The 17,354-nt window shown below is 59.9% G+C and carries 16 protein-coding genes; 7 read left to right on the forward strand and 9 right to left on the reverse strand.

Going from position 1 to position 17,354, the window contains the following annotated elements; genetic code table 11:
- The first annotated feature begins 9 nt into the window (after window positions 1–9).
- The 4 genes from clpX to AC07TV_RS22185 all read left to right on the forward strand — a co-directional run bounded on the left by clpX (window position 10) and on the right by AC07TV_RS22185 (window position 5,300).
- Window positions 10–1,272, forward strand: coding sequence for an ATP-dependent Clp protease ATP-binding subunit ClpX (gene clpX / locus AC07TV_RS22170; RefSeq protein WP_226495602.1), 1,263 nt, complete (start codon window positions 10–12; stop codon window positions 1,270–1,272).
- Between the two features lie 67 nt (window positions 1,273–1,339).
- The gene (gene lon, locus AC07TV_RS22175) at window positions 1,340–3,754 is read left to right on the forward strand and encodes an endopeptidase La (protein WP_494650541.1); all 2,415 of its coding nucleotides are present in this window, start codon (window positions 1,340–1,342) and stop codon (window positions 3,752–3,754) included.
- Between the two features lie 163 nt (window positions 3,755–3,917).
- On the forward strand, window positions 3,918–4,190 hold the full coding sequence (locus AC07TV_RS22180; RefSeq protein ID WP_226495604.1) for an HU family DNA-binding protein: 273 nt from the start codon (window positions 3,918–3,920) through the stop codon (window positions 4,188–4,190).
- A 231-nt stretch (window positions 4,191–4,421) separates the two neighbouring features.
- Window positions 4,422–5,300: an HDOD domain-containing protein gene (locus AC07TV_RS22185; protein ID WP_494650543.1), complete on the forward strand. Its 879-nt coding sequence runs from the start codon at window positions 4,422–4,424 to the stop codon at window positions 5,298–5,300.
- Window positions 5,301–5,306: 6 nt separating this feature from the next.
- Here the strand turns inward: AC07TV_RS22185 and AC07TV_RS22190 are convergent, their stop codons facing one another.
- Window positions 5,307–6,068: an RNA methyltransferase gene (locus tag AC07TV_RS22190; protein WP_494650561.1), complete on the reverse strand. Its 762-nt coding sequence runs from the start codon at window positions 6,066–6,068 to the stop codon at window positions 5,307–5,309.
- 66 nt (window positions 6,069–6,134) lie between these two features.
- On the opposite strand from AC07TV_RS22190, the gene AC07TV_RS22195 reads away from it, so the two are divergent.
- The 3 genes from AC07TV_RS22195 to AC07TV_RS22205 all read left to right on the forward strand — a co-directional run bounded on the left by AC07TV_RS22195 (window position 6,135) and on the right by AC07TV_RS22205 (window position 9,939).
- Window positions 6,135–6,947, forward strand: a complete 813-nt coding sequence (locus AC07TV_RS22195; RefSeq protein ID WP_494650545.1) for an inositol monophosphatase family protein — start codon at window positions 6,135–6,137, stop codon at window positions 6,945–6,947.
- Between the two features lie 343 nt (window positions 6,948–7,290).
- Window positions 7,291–8,088, forward strand: coding sequence for an aldolase/citrate lyase family protein (locus AC07TV_RS22200; RefSeq protein WP_494650547.1), 798 nt, complete (start codon window positions 7,291–7,293; stop codon window positions 8,086–8,088).
- A 75-nt stretch (window positions 8,089–8,163) separates the two neighbouring features.
- The gene (locus AC07TV_RS22205) at window positions 8,164–9,939 is read left to right on the forward strand and encodes a sigma 54-interacting transcriptional regulator (protein WP_494650549.1); all 1,776 of its coding nucleotides are present in this window, start codon (window positions 8,164–8,166) and stop codon (window positions 9,937–9,939) included.
- A 472-nt stretch (window positions 9,940–10,411) separates the two neighbouring features.
- Here AC07TV_RS22205 and AC07TV_RS22210 read toward each other — a convergent pair whose 3' ends face one another.
- The 8 genes from AC07TV_RS22210 to AC07TV_RS22245 are packed head-to-tail and all read right to left on the reverse strand — an operon-like array spanning window position 10,412 to window position 16,964.
- Window positions 10,412–10,843: a tautomerase family protein gene (locus AC07TV_RS22210; protein WP_494650551.1), complete on the reverse strand. Its 432-nt coding sequence runs from the start codon at window positions 10,841–10,843 to the stop codon at window positions 10,412–10,414.
- Between the two features lie 18 nt (window positions 10,844–10,861).
- On the reverse strand, window positions 10,862–11,617 hold the full coding sequence (locus AC07TV_RS22215) for an SDR family oxidoreductase (protein ID WP_494650552.1): 756 nt from the start codon (window positions 11,615–11,617) through the stop codon (window positions 10,862–10,864).
- A gap of 27 nt (window positions 11,618–11,644) precedes the next feature.
- Window positions 11,645–12,700 carry a 4-hydroxy-2-oxovalerate aldolase gene (dmpG, locus tag AC07TV_RS22220; protein ID WP_494650553.1) on the reverse strand — a complete coding sequence of 352 codons (1,056 nt, stop codon included), beginning with the start codon at window positions 12,698–12,700 and terminating at the stop codon, window positions 11,645–11,647.
- Window positions 12,700–13,614: an acetaldehyde dehydrogenase (acetylating) gene (locus tag AC07TV_RS22225; protein WP_494650555.1), complete on the reverse strand. Its 915-nt coding sequence runs from the start codon at window positions 13,612–13,614 to the stop codon at window positions 12,700–12,702. Before AC07TV_RS22225 ends, dmpG begins: the two co-directional genes overlap by 1 nt.
- Window positions 13,615–13,632: 18 nt before the next feature.
- Window positions 13,633–13,875 carry a tautomerase family protein gene (locus AC07TV_RS22230; protein WP_494650556.1) on the reverse strand — a complete coding sequence of 81 codons (243 nt, stop codon included), beginning with the start codon at window positions 13,873–13,875 and terminating at the stop codon, window positions 13,633–13,635.
- Window positions 13,876–13,897: 22 nt separating this feature from the next.
- The gene (dmpH, locus tag AC07TV_RS22235; RefSeq protein WP_494650558.1) at window positions 13,898–14,701 is read right to left on the reverse strand and encodes a 2-oxo-3-hexenedioate decarboxylase; all 804 of its coding nucleotides are present in this window, start codon (window positions 14,699–14,701) and stop codon (window positions 13,898–13,900) included.
- On the reverse strand, window positions 14,698–15,495 hold the full coding sequence (gene dmpE / locus AC07TV_RS22240; protein ID WP_494650559.1) for a 2-oxopent-4-enoate hydratase: 798 nt from the start codon (window positions 15,493–15,495) through the stop codon (window positions 14,698–14,700). The genes dmpH and dmpE overlap by 4 nt, the downstream gene beginning before the upstream one ends.
- 8 nt (window positions 15,496–15,503) lie before the next feature.
- Window positions 15,504–16,964 carry a 2-hydroxymuconic semialdehyde dehydrogenase gene (locus tag AC07TV_RS22245; RefSeq protein WP_494650560.1) on the reverse strand — a complete coding sequence of 487 codons (1,461 nt, stop codon included), beginning with the start codon at window positions 16,962–16,964 and terminating at the stop codon, window positions 15,504–15,506.
- Window positions 16,965–17,354 lie beyond the last annotated feature (390 nt).

Here is a 17,354-nt window from a genome sequence, read left to right on the forward strand (position 1 = left end):
GCGCTACAGATGACCAAAGGGACCCCGGAAAAACTGCTCTACTGCTCCTTCTGCGGCAAGAGCCAGCATGAAGTCAAAAAACTTATCGCCGGCCCGTCGGTGTTCATCTGTGACGAGTGCATCGCACTCTGCAACGACATCATCCGCGACGAGTTGCCCGAAGAAGCAGCCAAGGCCGGTCGCTCAGACCTGCCGACACCGCGCGAGATCAGCTCCATCCTCGACCAGTATGTGATCGGCCAGGAAGTCGCCAAGCGCATTCTTGCCGTGGCGGTCTACAACCATTACAAGCGTTTGCGCCATAGCGCCAAGAACGCCGGTGAGGTTGAACTGTCGAAGAGCAACATCCTGCTCATCGGCCCGACCGGCTCGGGCAAGACCTTGCTCGCCCAGACGCTGGCCCGCCTGCTCAATGTTCCCTTCGTCATGGCCGATGCGACGACACTTACCGAAGCCGGCTATGTTGGCGAGGACGTCGAAAACATCATCCAGAAATTGCTGCAAAAGTGTGACTACGACGTCGAGAAGGCGCAGCAGGGTATTGTCTACATCGACGAAATCGACAAGATTTCCCGCAAGTCGGACAATCCTTCTATTACCCGCGACGTTTCCGGTGAAGGCGTTCAGCAGGCGCTGCTCAAGCTCATCGAAGGCACGACAGCTTCGATCCCGCCGCAAGGTGGCCGCAAACATCCAAATCAGGACTTCGTCCAGGTTGATACCACCAACATTCTCTTTATCTGTGGCGGCGCCTTTGCCGGCCTGGAAAAAGTCATCCAGAAACGCTCGGAAAAAGGCGGCATCGGCTTTGGCGCCGAGGTCAAGAGCAAGGATGACGGCAAGGCTGTCGGCAAAATCCTTCTCGAAACTGAACCCGAAGATCTCATCAAGTTCGGCCTCATCCCCGAACTGATCGGTCGCCTGCCGGTGGTCGCCACGCTGCAGGAACTGGAAGAAGACGCCCTGGTCCAGATTCTGACCGAACCGAAGAACGCACTGGTCAAGCAGTATCAGAAGCTGTTCAACATGGAAGACGTCGAACTGGAAATTCGTCCGGGCGCCCTTTCCGCCATCGCCAAAAAGGCACTGGAACGTAAAACAGGAGCACGTGGCCTTCGTTCGATCATGGAGCATGCGCTCCTCGATACAATGTACGAACTCCCGGGCATGGAAAATGTCGAAAAGGTGGTGATCGATGAAAACATGATCACTGGCGACACCCCGCCACTGCTCATTTACGCCGATCAGCCAAAGGTTTCCGGCTCCAACTGAGCCGGGACTTGAATTGCGGTTCCCCGCCCCCACGTAGGGGGCACATACCTATTTCAAAGGCATCGTAATGTCGAACCCCAACACGCTCCCGGAAACCGTCGAACTGCCGCTGCTGCCGCTGCGCGACGTCGTCGTCTTCCCGCACATGGTCATCCCGCTCTTCGTTGGCCGCCCGAAATCCATCAAGGCGCTCGAAATGGCCATGGAAGCCGGCAAGAACATCCTGCTGGTCGCCCAGAAGTCGGCAGCCAAGGACGAACCTGAACCGGAAGATCTCTATCGCATTGGCTGCATGGCCAACATCCTGCAGATGCTCAAGCTGCCCGACGGCACCGTCAAGGTGTTGGTCGAAGGCACTCAGCGCGCCCGCGTCGAAGCCATCGAGGTGCAGTCCTCGGTCTTCATGGCCACCGCTGTGCCGCTGGCGCAACCGGGCGTTGAAGACCACGAAATCGAGGCCATGCGCCGCGCCGTGGTTGCCCAGTTCGACCAGTTCGTCAAACTGAACAAAAAGATCCCGCCAGAGGTGCTTTCTTCCATCGCCGGCATAGAGGATGCCGGTCGTCTGGCCGACACCATTGCTGCCCACCTGCCGCTCAAGCTTGAGCAAAAGCAGGAGGTACTGGAAATGGAAAGCATCCGCGACCGTATCGACCGCCTGCTTTCCCAACTCGAAGCCGAAATCGACATCCTCCAGGTCGAAAAGCGCATCCGTGGCCGTGTCAAACGCCAGATGGAAAAGAGTCAGCGCGAGTACTACCTGAACGAACAGGTCAAAGCCATTCAGAAGGAACTCGGCGAAGGCGAAGAAGGTGCCGACCTCGAGGAACTTGACAAGAAAATCAAGGCAGCCGGCATGAGCAAGGAAGGACTGGCCAAGGCCGAGGGCGAGCTCAAAAAGCTGCGCCTGATGTCGCCCATGTCAGCAGAAGCTACCGTTGTCCGCAATTTCATCGAAACGCTGATCGGCCTGCCTTGGCGCAAGAAAACGCGGATCAGCAAGGATCTGCGCGAAGCCGAGAAAATTCTCGATGGCGATCATTACGGACTGGAGAAGGTCAAGGAACGTATCGTCGAGTATCTCGCCGTGCAACAACGCGTAGACAAGGTCAAGGCGCCGATTCTTTGTCTGGTTGGCCCTCCCGGTGTCGGCAAGACTTCACTGGGCCAGTCGATTGCCAAGGCGACGAACCGCAAGTTCGTGCGGATGGCGCTGGGTGGCGTCCGTGATGAGGCCGAAATTCGTGGCCATCGCCGCACCTACATCGGTTCGATGCCGGGCAAGATCCTGAGCAGCCTGACCAAGGTCGGCGTGCGCAATCCGCTGTTCCTGCTCGACGAAGTGGACAAGCTTGGCCAGGATTTCCGTGGCGATCCTTCGTCAGCCCTGCTCGAAGTGCTCGACCCGGAACAGAATTACACTTTCCAGGATCACTACGTCGAAGTTGACTTTGACCTTTCCGACGTCATGTTCGTGGCGACGGCCAACACGCTGAACATCCCGGCTGCGCTACTCGACCGGATGGAAGTCATTCGCCTCGCCGGTTACACCGAGGATGAAAAGGTCAACATTGCCATGCGCTATCTGCTGCCCAAACAGATCAAGAACAATGGCCTGAAGAAGACAGAAATCGCCGTCGCCGACAGCGCCATACGCGACATCGTCCGCTATTACACCCGCGAAGCCGGCGTCCGTGCCCTCGAACGTGAAATCTCGAAGATCTGCCGCAAGGTTGTCAAGACACTTGTTCTTAAGAAACGCGATACAAAGATTGCGGTCAACGCCAGAAACCTCGATAAATTCCTGGGCGTCCGTCGCTACAGTTTTGGTATGGCCGAAAAGGAAAATCAGGTTGGTCAGGTAACAGGTCTGGCCTGGACGGAAGTCGGTGGCGAGTTGCTGACCATCGAATGCGCCAACATGCCGGGCAAGGGCAACATCCTGCGCACAGGCTCGCTGGGCGACGTCATGAAGGAATCTGTCGAAGCTGCCCGCTCGGTGGTGCGCGCCCGGGCTCGTCGCCTGGGAATCAAGGACGAGGCCTTCGAGAAGACCGACATCCACATCCACGTTCCGGAAGGAGCCACCCCCAAGGATGGTCCGTCAGCGGGCAGTGCAATGACAACAGCGCTGGTCTCGTCCTACACCGGCATTCCGGTTCGTTGCGACGTTTGCATGACCGGCGAAATCACTTTGCGTGGTGAAGTACTGGCCATCGGCGGTCTCAAGGAAAAACTTTTGGCCGCTGTGCGTGGCGGTTTGAAGACGGCCCTGATCCCGGAAGAAAACGTCAAGGACCTCACCGAGATCCCTGACAACATCAAGAACAAGATCGAAATTGTCCCGGTCAAGTGGATTGATCAGGTCCTTGAACGAGCTCTTGAGCGTATGCCGGAAGCCCTTCCCGAACCTGCGGTGGCAGATTCTGCGGTTCAGGCATCGGCCGAGGCAGCAGCCGCGGCAACAGTCCTTACTCATTGATTTGCAAGGAAAGGATGCCAGCGTCTTATTGCTAGCCTCCTTTCCTTTGCCAAGCCATCGGGAAAGCCCCCGAAAATCCGCTTGACACAAGGATTTCGCCAGATATATAAATCCGTCCTCACAAAGTTTTCACCACTCCAAATCCATCCATTAGGGGACGTAAATGAACAAGACTGAACTGATCGACGCCATCGCTACCCAAGCCGATATTTCCAAGGCTGCCGCCGGCCGTGCACTGGATGCCGCCGTTGAAACCATCAAGGGAGCCCTCAAGGCCGGCGATACCGTTAACCTGATCGGTTTCGGCACTTTCTACGTCGGCGAGCGCGCCGCCCGTACCGGCCGCAACCCGCGCACCGGCAAGACACTGGAAATCAAGGCTGCCAAGTCGCCGAAATTCCGCGCTGGCAAGGGTCTGAAAGACGCCTGCAACTAATTTGCTTTATCGGCGCGAAACCCCGAAGACAAGCTGCAGGCAGTGCTGATGCACAGCCAAGTGAAGTCGGTAAATTTTCGCGCTGATAGATAGGGGGCTTGGCTCAGTTGGTAGAGCGCAGCCCTTACAGGGCGAATGTCATGGGGTCGAGCCCCTCAGCACCCACCAGAAGCCAGAAAACGAAACCAGAACCCCGCCCACAAGGTGGGGTTTTTGTTGAATAATAGGGCCATGATGATTGCAGGTTCAGAAAACGATCAGGACAAAAAAGGCGATGCGCTCAAGTCGCAACGCTTCCAGATGCTCGCCGACATAGCCCAGGAGCTTTCCGGCGAAGTTGTTTTCCCCACCTATTTCGACGCTGTCCTCCGTCTGCGCAAAGTACTGCACGATCCAGAGCAAAGCATTGCCAATATTGCCCGCGCCGTAGCAGTGGAGCCACTGATTTCTGCGAAACTCCTCCATCTGGCGAACTCCGTTGCCTTCAACCCGGATGGGCGCATACTTGTAGATCTGAAATCTGCCATCGCCCGACTTGGGCTCAATGCGGTGCGAACTGCATCAATGTCGATTGTCATGACCCAGCTAATGCGCGCCAAGGGAATGGCCGAATTTTCCGAGATTACGCATTCTCTGTGGGAGCATTCGATCAATAGCGCTGCCGCGGCGAATATTCTTGCTCGCCGGATGACCCGACAAAATCCTGACGAAGCGATGCTGGCCGGACTGATTCACGATCTAGGCGCTTTCTACATGCTCTATCGTGCAACCCAGTACGAAGAACTTCGCCATCGCCCGGACAGCGTCAAGTACTTGATCATCCAGTGGCACGAAAGTATTGGTGTATCGCTGCTCAATGCCTTGGGATTACCAGAGGAAATTGTCGAGGCAACGATCGACCATGATCACATGCGACCAACGCCGACAACCATTCGCAATCTGTCGGACATCATTTACGTCGCCAATATGCTCAGTGGCGGACACTTCGAATGGTTGATGCAGGACCAGCCGGAGATGCCTTCAGAAATGTCACTGCTGGAAGAAAAATACGGCCACCTGCGCCCTGAAATCGATGCGCTGGCTACGGAGATGCGCAGTTCTTTTGCCTGAGTCCGTCTAGCTCTTGCGGCCGTGCCCGGTTTTAACCTGGGTGGAAGCCAGAACACCGCGGAGTATATTGATCTCGTCCTTTTCCAGGCGAACCCGTCCGAACAAGCGGCGCAACTTTGGCAACAAACGCCCTGGCTGCTCCGGATTGAAAAAGCCCGTCTCTGTCATCACCGTTTCCAAATGCGAATACAAGCCCTCGACCTCATCATGGGTTGCCACTGGAGACGTAAAAGGAGTGACGCCCTGTTCCAGCACTGGCGGCTGCTCGGCATAGGCTGCCATCCGACATTCATAGCTAAGAACCTGAACGGCTGACCCCAGGTTGAGCGAACTGAACTCAGGGTTGGTTGGTATCGTCACCGCGGCATGGCAATGCAGGATTTCCTCGTTGCTCAGGCCAACCGTTTCATTGCCGAAGACCAGTGCCACTTCGCCCTGCCCGGCTTCGGCAATCAGACGCGCCACCGTTTCACGCGGCGCCCCGATCACCGGCCCGATGTCGCGCTGACGCGCCGACAGCGCCACGACAAACGATGCCCCGACCAGCGCCTCTTTGAGCGACGATGTAACTTTTGCCTTTTGCAGCACGTCGACCGCAGAAGTCGCCCGCGCGTCGGCTTCCGGATCCGGAAACTGTTTCGGCTCAACCAGATAGAGATTCGACAAGCCCATCGTTTTCATCGCGCGTGCCGCCGCGCCAATATTGCCAGGATGACTTGTTCGGCACAGCACCACTCTGATACGTGAAAGCAGGACTTCAGGGTTCATGGTGTAAAATTCGATCTTTCCAATATAAATCGGGCGGCCTCGGCCACCCGTCAGCTCTTTAAGCTCATGCATCCAACTCTGAATATCGCCATCAAGGCAGCGCGCCGTGCTGGCCAGATCATCAATCGCGCCTCCAACGACCTGGACCTGCTCAAAGTCACTACCAAGCAGCCCAACGACTTTGTCACCGAAGTCGACAAGGCCGCCGAAGCCGCAATCATCGAAGTCCTGATGGAAGCCTATCCGAGCTACGGCATTCTAGCAGAGGAGTCCGGCGAGACCGCCGGCAAGGGGAGCAACGAGGCAGAGTACCAGTGGATCATTGACCCGCTTGATGGCACCACCAACTTCATCCATGGCATGCCGCAATATGCAGTGTCGATCGCCTTGGCAAAAGGTGGCCTGATTGAGCAAGCTGTCGTTTTTGACCCCAATCGCAACGAACTGTTTACCGCCAGCAAAGGCGCCGGGGCCTTCCTCAACGAACGACGCATCCGTGTCTCGAAGCGTAACAAGCTGCAGGACTCACTGATTGGCACGGGTTTCCCTTACCGGATGTTTGATCATATTGACACCTACATCGCGATTTTCAAGGAACTGGCCCAGAAAACGGCCGGTCAGCGCCGCCCCGGCGCTGCCTCGCTTGATCTCGCCTATGTAGCCTGCGGCCGGTACGACGGTTTCTGGGAATTCGGTCTTTCGCCGTGGGATATGGCAGCAGGTGCGCTGCTGATTTCGGAGGCAGGCGGCCTCGTCAGCGACTTGCGCGGCGATGCAACCTATCTGGAAAGTGGCAATCTGGTAGCCGGCACCCCCAAGGTGTTCGCCCCCTTGTTGAAGCTGATCGAGGACAAACTGCCGGACTCCATCCGCGGCTGAGCTTGCCAACTTACTCGAAGCCATCCATTTGATCCATCTGATCCTTTTGGCTTCGAGCAGCGAGTTGCCACACTAGAATGAAAGGGACTTCCCAGTCCCGAACGGTCAACAGATCCCGCCCCGCCATCACACAGGATGAGGCACAAAGGCATTTGCGGCCTTCCTCGCAGACATACCGAACAGGTATTGACCCACTCGTGCATCCGTATTGGACAGCATGCGCCACTGCCTACATAGTGTTCGATTTTGACTGACTGCCGTTCGGCAAGGCCAAGCCACTAACTGAAAGACGAGGGGCAGATTGGCGACCGGACGTCAATCAACACCGGAACGCTATCCTGTCATGGACATACCTCGCAACAGCTTCAAAACCGATCTGCGCAAGGGTGAAACCTTGCTTGGCCTGTGGCTCGGCCTGAGCGAAACCTTCAGCGCGGAAATCTGTGCCGGTGCCGGGTTCGACTGGCTGCTCATCGACGGCGAGCACGGCCCCAACGATCTGCGCAGCATTTTGGCCCAACTCCAGGCCGTCGAGCCCTACCCTTCGCACGCCATCGTTCGCCCGCCGCAGGGCGACCATGTGCTGATCAAGCAATTGCTCGAAACGGGCGTCCAGACCCTGCTCATTCCGATGGTTGAAACAGCCGAGCAAGCGGCCGGTCTGGTCCGCGCCATGCGCTACCCGCCGGAAGGCATCCGCGGAGTAGGCGCGGCGCTGGCCCGCGCCTCGCGTTGGGGTCGAATTCAGGATTACAGCGCCCAGGCCAACGATCAGATGTGTCTGTTGCTGCAGGTCGAGACCAAGCTGGGTTACGACAACCTTGACGAGATTCTTGCGGTCGACGGCGTCGACGGCATCTTTTTCGGCGCCGCCGACCTCGCTGCGTCGTATGGCCTGCTCGGCCAATCCAACCATCCGAGCATCGTCCAGGCCATTGAAACCGGCCTGCAAAAAGCCTGCGCTGCCGGCAAAAGCGGCGGCGTCCTGTGTGGCGACAAGGCGATCGTTCAACGCTACTTCGAGGCTGGCGCCCGTTTCATTGCCGTCGGCGTCGACGCCCTGCTGCTGGCCGCTGCCACCTCCAATCTCCGCCAGGAATACCGACCAGAACCTGGCGCTAAATGTGCCGCTAATTATTGATCCACGCGCGATAATCGGCGTTTTGAATCCTGTCACTTAGCGTTGGCAGACGACGAGCGCAGCGAAGGAACCCGCATGGACAACGGCCATAAATCGATGCAGGAATCAGTGCAGCACAAGGGCATTCGCCTGCAGCGCCCGAGCGCCCACGACCAGCATCGCCTGCCCGACATCGACGACCTCGCCGCACGCCTGCGTTTCGTCCCGGGCAAGGGCGAAGTCTGGTTCGACGACCGGCGCATGGTGCTGCTCCACAACTCATCGCTGGGCGCCATCCGGCGCGAGCTGATCGAAACTGTCGGCATCGAGAAAGCACGGGGACTGATTACCCGCATGGGCTACCAGTCGGGCGCGCGCGATGCCGAAATGGTCCGCCGCATTCGCCCGGACAGCAACGACTTCGATTCCTTTGCCGTGGGCCCGCAAATGCACGCGCTGGAGGGCTTTGTCTCGGTGGAAACCCTTGCCCTCGACGTTGACGTCGAAACCGGGCATTTCTATGGCGAATTCATCTGGCGCAATTCGGCCGAAGCCGAACAGCACCTGGCCACCTTTGGCGACAGCAACACGCCAGTCTGCTGGCTGCAACAAGGCTACGCCAACGGCTACCTGAGCAGTTTCCTCGGCCGCCAGATGCTGGTCCGTGAAGTCGAATGCAAGGCCATGGGGGCCCCGGCCTGCAAGATCGTCGGCAAAGCGCTCGACCAATGGGACGACCCGGATGCCGATTTTCGCTATCTGCAGGCGCAGGATTTCGTGCAGAGTCCGAGTAACAAGAAATTCGCCTTCCCGCGCAGCGATGCCAGCGCCGGCGAGGTCAGCGACAAGATCGATCTGGTCGGCGTCTCCTCTGGCTTCAATACCGTCTGCCACATGATCCAGCGTGTCGCGCCGACGCGGGCCACAGTGCTCTTTCTCGGTGAAAGCGGTGTCGGCAAGGAACAGTTCGCGCGCACCCTGCACAACATCAGCGACCGCGCTGAACAGCCCTTCATCGCCATCAACTGCGCCGCCATTCCCGAACAACTGATCGAATCAGAGCTTTTCGGTGTTGAAAAAGGCGGCTTCAGCGGCGCCAGCCAGTCACGCCCCGGCCGCTTCGAGCGAGCCGACGGCGGCACCCTCTTCCTCGACGAAATCGGCACACTGAGCCTGGTTGCCCAGGGCAAGCTGCTACGGGCGCTGCAGGAAGGCGAAATCGAGCGCATTGGTGACACGCGGGTACGCAAGGTCGACGTCCGCGTGGTGGCTGCGACCAACGAAAACCTGCGTGATCTCGTTGAAGCCGACAAATTCCGCGACGATCTGTTTTATCGGCTCAATGTCTTCCCGGTCAATATCCCGCCGCTGCGCGAGCGCAAGGAAGACATCCTGCTGCTCGTCGAACACTTCCTCAACCGCTATTGCGCCCTGCACAAGCGCAAAGTAACGGGCTTCACCGAGGCGGCGCTCGAAGCGCTGCTGTTCTACTCGTGGCCGGGCAATATCCGCGAGCTGGAAAACCTCATTGAGCGCGGCGTTATTCTGGCCCCGGAGGATGGGGGCATCGACATCTCGCACCTGTTTACCAGCGGCGAGAATATCCGGCGTGATCCGGCCCGGACGGCAGCTGCTGTCAGCCGACCGGAACCGCCGGCCGACGCCCCGAATCTGTCTGCTCTGCTCCGGGATGCGCTCGCCTCGGGGAAGCTTTCACTGGATAGCCTGGAGGAAGATGCCATCGGGCAGGCTCTGCATCTGGCACAGGGCAATGTTTCCGGCGCAGCCAAGATACTTGGCACGACGCGGGCGCGGGTGGCTTATCGGCTGTCCGGGAAGAAGGTGGCGCATCCGGCGGGGGAAAAAGGGTAACGGCAGCAATCTTGCTGATTGCTAGGCAGTTGTCGGTTTAATGGGCTTCGGGTTCCGCCTTGCTGGGGGGCGTATTTTCTTTTGCTTCGCCAAGAAGAAAGTTAGCCAAAGAAGACGGCGACCCTGGGTCGATACCGGCTGAGCCGATTCCCTGCGTTGCTCGGCACCTCTCAAGGGGCCCGATAAAACACCCCGGACTGAATCTGGGCGCCGTCATTCCCGCGCAAGCGGGAATCCAGCACCCTCAACTCCCGCTTCGCCAGCCGCGAAGCGGAGTCCCGGGCCGTGTCGAGGCCGCGGGAGTGACGGGAACGAGGCCGGTGGGAACAATCGGCAGATTTCATTTTTAGCCGTTTTTTCCGGTTGACCGTGGGAATCCGGTTTTCCAGCAAAACGGTCAAGCCCGGGCGCCTATGGGGTCGCCGTGGAAGGCGCTGGTAGCGCAGGCTGGCCAGCGTACAGGGGCAGATCGTCAGGATGGCGCAGCTGTCCCCGCCAGCCGCCGCGCTTCGATTTCGGCCTGCCGCAACTCGCTGGCCAGTACACCGCCAATGCTCCAGTCAGACGGCGCCACCGGAACGATACCGCCCCGAACATTGGCGCGCGGGGCGCCGAGAATGTCGACGACGAGATCGGTGAAACCGCTGAGCAGGCGCTGGCGATCGGCCTGGGAACGGCCCTCGAGGACGATGAAGGAAAAATACGGCGCGACCTGCGCCTGCCGGTTAACCAGTTGGCCACCGATGCAGACGTGCTGCGGCGGATGTTCTGTAGCGAACACGCGGATGCGCTCGATCGGGCAAGCCAGCACTTCGGCAAACAAGGCGCTGGCTTTGAGCAGCAGGGTTTCAACTTGAGCCGGCGCATGCTGCCCCTGGACGAGATGGAAGTTGAGAATCGGCATTTCGATTTTGGCCCTTTTTTACGGTAGACCGTGGCGACGGCCTGAATCGAGCATCAACGACGAACCAGTCATCGCCGAAGCCTCCGGCGCCAGCAACATTTCGAGCGCCCAGGCTATCTGGCCCGGTTCGGTAAAGGCACCAATCGACGACTCTCCCCGCATGCTGTCCATGACCGCTTCAACCGTCGTGCCTAGCATCCTGGCGCGATCGGCCGCTACCCGGCGCAGGCGTTCGGTATCGGCCGGGCCGGGTGCGACGAGGTGCGCCGTGATGCCGCGCGCCCCGTAGGCCAGGCTCATCTGGCGCACGACATTGACCAGTGCGGCATTGCCGACCCCGGCCGCGGCGGCGTAGGCCGTCGGCTCAAAACCGTAGTGGCCGCCGATGGCGACCAATCGCGAATTGGGCAACAGGTGCCCGTCGACTGCACGCACCAGCCGCAGGAAGCCACCGACCTTGATGTTGACCGCATCGACCATCGCCTGGGTGGCGATGGTCAGTACGCCACCGCCCACCGCCACGCCGGGGCCATGGACGACCATGCGTACCGGGCCGGACAACGCTGCCTTGATGATTTCGATGGAGGCGTCATCGGAAATATCCGCCGCGCAGGGCACCAGCCCCGGATTTTTCGCGGCCAGTTCGGCCAGCGACGACGCACTGCGCGCCACGGCGAGCACGCCCAGCCCGCGGGCAAGAAAGCGTTCGACCATGACCGAGCCGAAAGCACCGGTGGCACCAACGACGACGACCCATTCCCTGACTTCTGCCATTATTTCTTCTCCTGTTACCGGCGCCAATCAGGCGGCCGCGTCCTTGAGCAATCCGCGTTCCTTGGCCATGGTCATCGCCGTATCGACGATCATGTCTTCCTGACCGCCGATCATTTTCTTGCGCCCCAGCTCGACCAGAATGTCACGCGACGGGACGCCGAAACGCTCGGCAGCCCGCTTGGCGTGGAGCAGGAAAGTCGAATAGACGCCGGCAAAGCCCAGCGTCAGCGACGAACGATCGACGCGAACCATGTGATCCATCATCGGCACGATGATGTCTTCGGCCATGTCCATGAGCTTGAACAGGTCGCAACCGGTTTCGATGCCCATCCGCTCGCAAACAGCGGCAAACACTTCGAGCGGTGTATTGCCGGCCCCGGCGCCGAGTCCGGCGACAGAAGCGTCGATGCGACTGGCGCCCTCCTCGATAGCGGCGATGGAATTGGCGATGCCCATGCCCATGTTGTGATGGCCATGGAAGCCGATTTCCGTTTCCGGCTTGAGCACGGCACGCAAGGCCGCAACCCGCGCCTTGACGTCGGCCGGCAGCATGTAGCCGGCCGAGTCGGTGATGTACACCGTCTGCGCGCCGTAGGATTCCATGAGCTTGCCCTGCTGTGCCAACCCTTCCGGCGTATTGAGGTGGGCCATCATGAGGAAACCGGTGGTATCCATGCCGAGCTTGCGGGCGAAGGCAATGTGCTGCGGAGAAGTGTCGGCTTCGGTGCAGTGGGTGGCGACGTGCACGCTGCGCGCGCCACAGTCGTAGGCCGACTTGAGTTCCTTCATCGTGCCCAGGCCAGGAATGAGGAGGACCGACACCACGGCCTGCTTCATCCGCGACGCCACGGCCGTGATGTACTCCTCGTTGCTGTGCGGCGCAAAGCCGTGCTGCAGCGAGTTGCCGCCCATGCCGGCGCCGTGCGTGACCTGGATCATCGGCACGCCGGCCTCGTCGAGCACCGTGGCGATGGTCACCATCTGCTCGATGCTCATCTGCTCGCGCTTGGCGTGCATGCCGTCGCGCAGGGACATGTCGTGGATGATGATCTTGCGACCCTTGAGACTTTGCTCGGCGCTCATTACGCGACCTCCGGTGACTTGAGCTGGATCGCGCCAGCGATGATTTCCTGGGCGAACATTTCGGCCGTTCGCGTCGCGGCGGCGGTCATGATGTCGAGATTGCCGGCGTACTTGGGCAGGTAATCGCCGAGGCCGGCGACTTCCATGAAGACCGTGACACGCTTGCCATCGAACAGCGGGCCATTGACCAACCGGTAACCCGGCACGTACTTCTGCACTTCCTTGATCATTTCGAGCACGGATTCGGTGATCTTTGCCTGATCCGGCTCGTCGTCGGTCAGGCAGGAAATGGTGTTGCGCATCATCATCGGCGGCTCGGCCGGGTTGATGATGGCCAGCGCCTTGCCCTTGCGCGCCCCACCAACGACTTCGATGGCGTTCGAGGTGGTGTAGGTGAATTCATCGAGATTGGCGCGGGTGCCCGGGCCAATCGACTTCGAGGCGAGGCTGGCGACGATTTCGCCATAGCCGACGGCCTGAATGCGCGACACGGCGAAGACGATGGGAATCGTCGCCTGCCCGGCGCACGAAATCATGTTCACATTCATCTCGACCTTTTCGGCATGCGATTTCAAGTTGACCGGCGGCACGCACAGGGGGCCGATGGCGGCCGGCGTCAGATCGATCATCATGACGCCCAGCTCATTGAGCTTGCGCGAGTTCTCGGCATGCACGTAGGCGCTGGTCGCATCGAAGGCGATCTGGATATTGTCTTCCAGCACGTGCGGCAACAGGCCGTCGACGCCGGCCGCCGTGGTTTTCAGGCCCATGTCGCGGGCGCGGGCCAGGCCTTCCGATTCCGGGTCGATACCGACCATCCACACCGGCTCAAGGAAGGGGCTGCGCTGAATCTTGTAGATCAGGTCGGTGCCAATGTTGCCGGAACCGATCAGGGCGCATCTGATTTTTTTCATCTTGTTGCTCTCCAAAAACTACGATTTTTTGGCCGATGTTGCGGCCGGCATTGCGGCCTGCATTACAGCCAGTTCCTGCTTGCGCCCGGCCGTCACCCCACCAACCGAGAATTCCTCGCTGCTGTGCTCGGTGATGAGCAGGCGAACCTGCTCCGGCCCCACCCCCAGCGTGCGCGTCACGGCCTCTGCCACAGCTTCGGCCACGGCGCGTTTTTGCTCATTGGTGCGCCCCTGCATGAGATGCATTTCTATGATTGGCATCCGTGTCTCCTCCTGTTTTTATTTATTCAATGAACCGCATCGATACGCTGCCCAGTTCCTGGAAGCGCGCCACAATGCTGTCGCCCGGCTTTACCGGAATGGCTTCGGTTATGCCGCCGCTCATCACGAAGCTGCCGGCCGGCAATTCCTCGCCCAATTCGGCGAGGATATTGACCAGCATGGCGATGGCTTCGGCCGGATGGCCGAGCACGGCCGCCGAAGCGCCGAGCGTGACGATCTCGCCGTTTTTCTCCATGACGACGCCGAGCGTGCGCAGGTCGATATCAGCCGGATAACGGGCGCGGCCGCCGCCAACGAAGCGGGCCGATGAACCGTTGTCGGCGACGACACTGGGAAGGTCGAACTTGAAACCGGAGAAACGCGAGTCGATGATCTCGACGGCCGGCAGCACGTAGTCGGTCGCATCCAAGACATCCTGCCGCGTGCAGTTCGGGCCTTTCAGCGTCTTCTTGGTGACGAAGGCCACCTCGCACTCGACGCGCGGATGGACCATGTCGGAGGTCTTGATCGCAGAGCTTTCGGGACGCGCCATGCGGTCAGTCAAAAAGCCGATGGATGGCACATTGACGCCCATCTGGATCATCTTGGCCTTGGAGGTCAGGCCGGCTTTCCAGCCGACCTGCCGGTGCCCCTGGGCGAGAAAGCGACGGCGCAGTTCAAGCTGCACGGCGTAACCGTCGCCGATGGTCATGCCGGGATAATCGTCGGTCAGCTTGGGGATGGCGTAGGCGCCCTTCTGCGCAGCCTCGACGCGGTCGCACAGGCGGGCGATGGCGTCGCGGCCGAGGGTGATGTCCATACTCATGCTTTGCTCCTTCCGGCGAATTTGACCGAGCAGGAGCCGAGGCCGCCCACCGTGCACACCAGTTCGTCGCCATCGACCACCGGCACGAGGGCCGATTGCGAACCGGAGAGGATGACTTCGCCGGCCTTGAAGGGAATGCCCAGTTCGCCCAGCGTGTTGGCCAGCCAGGCCACGGCATTGGCTGGCGAGCCCTGCACGGCGGCGCCGACGCCGGTCGAGAACAGTTCGCCGTTTTTCTCCAGAACCATGCCGGCCAGCGTGATGTCCAGCTTGCGCGGGTCGCCCTTGGTCTTGCCGAGCACATAGACGCCGCAGGAGGCATTGTCGGCGACGGTGTCCTGAATCTTGATCTTCCAGTCGGTGATGCGCGAATCGACGATCTCGAAGCACGGCAACACGTAATCGGTGGCGCGGATGACGTCCATCGCCGTGATGCCCGGGCCTTTCAGGTCTTCCTTGAGCACGAAAGCCAGCTCGGCCTCAGCCTTGGGCTGAATCAGCGTGGCGAGGTCGATGGTGTCGCCTTCCTGATAGACCATGCCGGACAGCAGCATGCCGAAATCAGGCTGATAGACGCCGAGGAAATCCTGCACCGGCTTGCTGGTCGCGCCGATCTTCTTGCCGATGATCGTTTCGCCAGCCTGCACGCGGCGAGCGACGAAGCGTTCCTGAATCCGGTAGGCGTCCTCGATGGTGATGTCCGGCTCGCGTTCGAGTAGCGGGCGCACCGGGCGGCAGGCGAGCCAGGCTTCGTAAAGCTCGTCGCCGTAGGCGGTGATTTTTTGTTGGTCCATGGTTGGCCTCAGAGCTTCACGCAGATGTTGCGGGTTTCTGTATAGAACTCGAGCGAATGGACGCCGCCTTCGCGCCCGATGCCGGATTGCTTGGAGCCGCCGAAGGCCGTGCGCAGGTCGCGCAGGAACCAGCTATTGATCCAGGTGATGCCAACCTCAATACGCGCCGCAACGCGGTGGGCACGGGCCAGGTTGGTCGTCCAGATCGTCGTCGACAGACCGTAGTCGTTGTCGTTGGCTTTGTTGATCACTTCGTCTTCGCTGTCGAAGGGGCTGATGTGGCAGCACGGCCCGAAAACTTCTTCGCGGACGACCGATGCCGTTTCAGGCAGGCCGGTCCAGATGGTCGGCTGCACCCAGTGACCGTCGGCCAGATCGGCCGGCATGTTGGGAACGCCGCCACCGGTCACCACCGTGGCGCCTTCAGCCGCAGCCTTGGCGTAATAGGACATGACCTTCTGCTTGTGCTCGGCGCTGATCAGCGGGCCGTAGTTGGCATTCTTGTCGTCCGGACGGCCGAACTTGACGGCTTCGGCCTTGGCTTTGAGCGCCTGAACGAACTTGTCGAAGATCGGCCGCTCGACATAGACGCGCTCGGTACCGAGGCAAACCTGCCCGGAATTGAGGAAAGCCGAGCGGAAAATGCCGTCGACCGCCGCATCGAAGTCGGCATCGGCGAAAACGATGCCGGCATTCTTGCCGCCCAGTTCAAACGACACATCGCGCATCCCTTCAGCGGCGGCCTTCATAATGGCCGTGCCGGTACGCGTTTCGCCGGTAAAGGTGATGGCATCGACGAGCGGATGCTGAGTCAGGAATTCGCCAGCCGAGTTCGGGCCGAAGCCCTGGATAACGTTGAAAACGCCCTTCGGAATGCCCACGGTGTTCATCACTTCGCCGAGCAGCGTGGTGGTCAGCGGCGTTTCTTCGGAGGGCTTGACGACGACGGTGTTGCCACAGGCCAGCGCCGGGCCGACCTTCCAGGTCATGAGAAGGAAAGGCGCATTCCACGGGGAGATGACGCCGACCACGCCTTTCGGGACGCGGATGGCGTAATTCAACGCGCCAGCGCCATCCGGCGTGGCCATCTGGAATGACTCGCTCGGGACGTTCTTGACGACGTCGGCGAAGACCTTGAAATTGGCTGCGCCACGCGGGATGAAAACATGGCGCATGACATGGTTCGGCTGGCCGGTATCAGCCATTTCGGCGGCAACAAAGTCTTCGAAACGGCGGGTGATTTCATCGGCCACGCCGTAAAGCAGATCGACGCGCTGGTCGGTCGTCAGGCCGCCCCAGACGCCGTGACGGGCGGCGTGAGCTGCGCGCACGGCGGCGTCGACGTCGGCCTTGCCGGCTTCGGAAACCTGCGCAATGACTTTGTTGTCGAGCGGCGAACGCTTCTCGAAGGTCTTGCCTTCCGTCCCCTCGACGAACTCACCGTTGATGAAATTCTTGATCAGCTGCACGGCATCTCCTTGCTTGGCTGCCCGTCTTCAAGGCGAGCAGGAAAATTGTTTGGTCATCGGGCATGGCCGAATGGAAATCAGTCTAGGGGTGGGTTGCCGATACCGTCCAATACCTTGTTTCTGGTTAATTGATACCCGTTAGGTATCTTTTGAAATTGGGCAAAATTTCTGGTTGACCGTGGGATCGGGTTGGTTTTGCCTTGCTGGCGGCTGTCCGGTTAATTGGCTTGGGTTTCCGCCTTATTGGCGGGCGTACTTTCTTCTTGCTTCGCCAAGAAGAAAGTAGCCAAAGAAGAAGGCGACCCTGGGTCGATGCCGGCTGCGCCGGTTCCCTGCGCTACTCGGTGCTGGCGGGGGCTGCGGAACTCGGGCTTCGCCCTCAGACAGTCC

This window comes from Azonexus sp. GW821-FHT04F04 (assembly GCF_059420025.1).